The organism is Synechococcus sp. R8-2, from assembly GCF_047461715.1.
Taxonomy (GTDB): domain Bacteria; phylum Cyanobacteriota; class Cyanobacteriia; order Thermostichales; family Thermostichaceae; genus Thermostichus.
Genome location: NZ_JANSHQ010000095.1, coordinates 1 through 3,754, shown reverse-complemented (window position 1 = coordinate 3,754; position 3,754 = coordinate 1). Strand labels below are relative to the sequence as shown.

At 58.0% G+C, this 3,754-nt stretch carries 4 protein-coding genes; 1 reads left to right on the top strand and 3 read right to left on the bottom strand.

Going from position 1 to position 3,754, the window contains the following annotated elements:
• Positions 1–72: 72 nt before the first annotated feature.
• Together NW819_RS02650 and NW819_RS02645 are read right to left on the bottom strand one after the other, a co-directional pair.
• Positions 73–987, bottom strand: coding sequence for a S1 RNA-binding domain-containing protein (locus NW819_RS02650; RefSeq protein ID WP_414351627.1), 915 nt, complete (start codon positions 985–987; stop codon positions 73–75).
• Between the two features lie 71 nt (positions 988–1,058).
• Entirely contained in the window at positions 1,059–1,499 is a 441-nt protein-coding gene (locus NW819_RS02645) for an RrF2 family transcriptional regulator (protein WP_414332250.1), read from the bottom strand.
• A gap of 130 nt (positions 1,500–1,629) precedes the next feature.
• On the opposite strand from NW819_RS02645, the gene NW819_RS02640 reads away from it, so the two are divergent.
• Positions 1,630–2,625: an AAA family ATPase gene (locus tag NW819_RS02640; protein ID WP_414342457.1), complete on the top strand. Its 996-nt coding sequence runs from the start codon at positions 1,630–1,632 to the stop codon at positions 2,623–2,625.
• Positions 2,626–2,649: 24 nt separating this feature from the next.
• Here the strand turns inward: NW819_RS02640 and NW819_RS02635 are convergent, their stop codons facing one another.
• Positions 2,650–3,678: an ABC transporter permease gene (locus tag NW819_RS02635; protein ID WP_414412801.1), complete on the bottom strand. Its 1,029-nt coding sequence runs from the start codon at positions 3,676–3,678 to the stop codon at positions 2,650–2,652.
• Positions 3,679–3,754: the final 76 nt, after the last annotated feature.

Here is a 3,754-nt window from a genome sequence, read left to right as displayed (position 1 = left end):
TCCTCTGATTGCCGTAAGGCGTCTTGCTTTCCCTCTGCAGGTTTTGCATCCGAACTCGAGGCAGAGATGGGATCAGATGACTTGGCCGTCGGATGTTATTCTCCCCTTGAGTTTACCGGCCCGCTCTTCGGCCTCCTCCATAACCCTGTCCAGCTGCTCCAGCACCTCGCCCGGATGCTTTTCCAGCACCCGCAGGGAGAGGGCCATCCGTCCCTTGGCCTCATCCACATCGATGACAACAGCTTTGATGCGTTGGCCTGGTTTGAACAAATCCGGTAGCGAGGCTACAAAACTTTGGCTGACCTGCTTGATGTGCAACAGCCCGGTTACCCCTTCTTCCAAGTCCACAAACACACCGAAGGGTTTTAGTCCGCTGACTTTGCCTTCCACCACTTGGCCACTGGTGTAGCGGCTCAGGTTCTCGGACTTTACAGCCGCCCTTTGGGAGAGCACCAGCTTGTTGGCTTCTGGGTTCACCTCGATAAAGCTTGCTGTCAAGGATTGCCCCACCAACTCCTCCAGACTTTCCCGTTGGCTGAGGTGGGAGCGGGGAATGAAGCCGCGCAGCCCCTGCACATCCACCACCACCCCCCCTTTGTTGGTGGCGATCACCGGAACGGTTACCGTCTGGCCGTTGGCTTGCTTCTGGGCCAGCTCTTCCCAAAGCCGCTTCAGCCTCAGCCGCCGCGCCGAGAGCACAATTTGTCCCTCTGCATCTTCTCGCAGGATGAGAAACTCGGCTTCTGTTTTTAGGGGAAAGAGGGCACTCAAATCTTCCCCTGGGCGGATCCCTGCTTCCTTGAGGGGCAAAAAGGCCGGGGATTTGCCACCAATATCCACCAGAGCGCCATCGTTCTGATGTTGGAAGATGCGGCCTTGCACCACCTGCCCCGGTTGAAAGCTGAGGTTTTGCTTGTCTAAAGCCTGGGCAAAATCTTCCGCGGAAAACGTATCGGCAGCCTGAGAGCGAGAAGAGCGAACGGTCATGGAAGGGCTCAATTCAAAAAGCAATGGGTTTCAGGATAACCCAAAACCTTCCAAGGATCCCAGCCTCTGGCTTAAATGTAGTACATAAGCCGAGCTTGTTGCTGTTGTGCCTGCCGGTCGCAGAGGTCTTGCAGGGTGGTCTTCTGGAGAATGGCTACCGCCGCAGCTTGGGCATCTTGCCAGGCCTTCAGGAGCACTTCCCGCTCTGGGGTGAGATCGCCCGAGGGCAAGTCGCGGGAGCGGGTGAGATCTTCCCCCTCGATGGCCTGGATAACATCCAGCAGCGAGATCTGCCAGGGTGCTCGGGCCAGGAAGTAGCCTCCCTTGGATCCCCGTTGGCTGCGCACCAACCCCTGTCTGCGCAAGGTGGCCAGCAATTGCTCCAAGTAGCGGTCGGGTATGGACTGATGAGCCGCAATTTCTTTAATCTGCAGCACCTGGCCATCGCTGTAGTGCTGGGCCAATTCCAGAAGGGCCAGGAGAGCATATTCACTTTTGCAAGACAGTTCCAAGATATCCATCCTTGTGGAGAGCTCAGGTCTATGATACTCCGGTTTTTTAGTGGGGTTTAGCGGGATCCCGCCCTGAGCTGGCAATGGGATCCAGCCTGTAAGGTGGAATAGGCCCCTTTGGGAATGGTTTATGGCGAGTGTCAGCACCCGGTCTGGTTCAGCACGGATCCCAGCGGAGCGATTACAAACCTTGCACCAACAGATTGGCAAGCTGATTGCCAATATCGAATCCGTGTTTCAGGGCAAATCGCAGGTGGTGCAGGCGGTGGTCACGGCCTTGGTTGCGGAAGGTCATGTTTTGCTTGAAGATGTGCCCGGTGTAGGCAAGACCACTTTGGCGCGGGCCATCGCCCACAGTTTGGGAGCCAAGTTTCAGCGGATTCAATTTACCAGCGACCTATTGCCGACAGATATCCTTGGCCTCACCCTTTTCAACAAAGAAAAAGGGGATTTTGAATTTCGTCCCGGCCCCATTTTTGCCCACGTGGTCTTGGCGGATGAAATCAATCGCACCTCGCCCCGCACCCAAAGTGCCCTGCTGGAGGCAATGGCGGAAAAGCAGGTTTCGCTGGACGATCGCACCTACCCGCTGCCCAGCCCATTTATGGTGTTGGCCACCCAAAATCCTTTGGAGTACCACGGCACCTATCCCCTCCCAGAAAGCCAGTTGGATCGGTTTTTGGTACGGCTGTCGATTGGCTACCCCAGCCCTGAGGTAGAGCGAGCTTTACTCTTGCAACGGCAACAGGCCGAGCCGGTGGATGCTCTGCAGCCGGTTCTCTCCCTGATGGAGTTGCGAGAGATTCAGTCGGCGGTGGATCAGGTGTATTTGGATGGATCCCTGGCGGACTATCTTCTGCAGGTGGTGCAGGCCACTCGCGTGTCCAAGCTGCTGCGGGCGGGGGTATCCACCCGTGGAGCCCTGGCCTTGGCGCGGGCAGCACGGGCCCAGGCGCTGGTGAAGGGGCGCAGCTTTTGTCTACCAGAAGATCTGCAAGCACTGTTCGTGCCGGTACTGACCCATCGGGTTTCTCTGGCCGGGTCGGGAGAGATGGCCGGCAACCGACGGCAAGAGGCTGAGGCGGTGATTCGGGATATTGTCTCCACAATTGAGCCGCCTGTTTGAGGGATCCGTAGCAGCAATGGTTAACTACAGCAGTGAGTCGGGTCGGATCCGGGGATCCACCCACATCAGGAGCAAATCGGCCAACAAATTGCCCAGAATGAGCATCACGGCCCCCAGCAGAAGCCCCGCCATCACCACATTGATGTCGAAACTTTGAACAGCCTCCAAGAGCAGCTTGCCCAGCCCCGGCCAATTGAAGAAAAACTCGGCAATAAAAGAGCCGCTGAGCAGATTGGCAAACTCAAAGCCCAAGATCGTGATCAAGGGGTTGACGGCGTTGCGCAGCGCGTGCAGCCAGATCACCCGCCACTCCGGGATCCCACGGGCCCGCGCCGCCTGGATGTATTCCTGCCGCAGCACATCCAAGAAATTGCCGCGCGTAATCCGCTGCAGCCCGGCAAAGCTGGTGATGCTCAGGGCCAGCGTGGGCAGGAGCAGGTGGCGGCCCAGATCCAGCAACTTTTCCCCCAAACTAAGCTCGGCAAAATAAACACTGGTCATCCCCCCCACCGGCAGCCAGCCGACATTCTGGGCCACGATCAGCAGCAAAATGGCCAGCACAAAGCTGGGCATGGCCTGGCCCAGGTAGCTGAGCAACTGCAACGCCCGATCCAGGGGGGTGTTCTGCCGCAGCGCCCCCAGGATCCCTAGGGGAATGGCGACCAGCCAAGTCAGCACCACAGAGGACACCGCCAACAGCAAGGTAGCGCCGGCGCGGGAGAGGATGAGCTGTGCTACCGGCACGCGATAGGTGTAGCTCACCCCGAAATCCCCTTGCAGCAGGTTGCCCAGCCAGGTCAAGTACTGCCAAACCAAGGGCTTATCCAACCCCAGCCGCGCTTCCTCTTGGGCAATAAACTCCTGGCTGACACTGGGATCCGCCCGCAAGGGATCCAAAAAATCTCCGGGGGCCAGCTGCAAGAGCAAAAAGCTGAGCACCGTGATCAACAGCAGCACCGGCACCGCTTGGGTCAGCCGCTGCAAAACCAAGGCCAGCGGCGGCCAAAGGCCAAAAGCGCGGGAACGGGAAGGCGGAGAAGAGGTTACAGCCACAGATGCAGATGGATATTCGGATATGCTCTTTGAGTTGGATTCTTGTCGAACTATGGTAAACTACCCGGCTCCGACC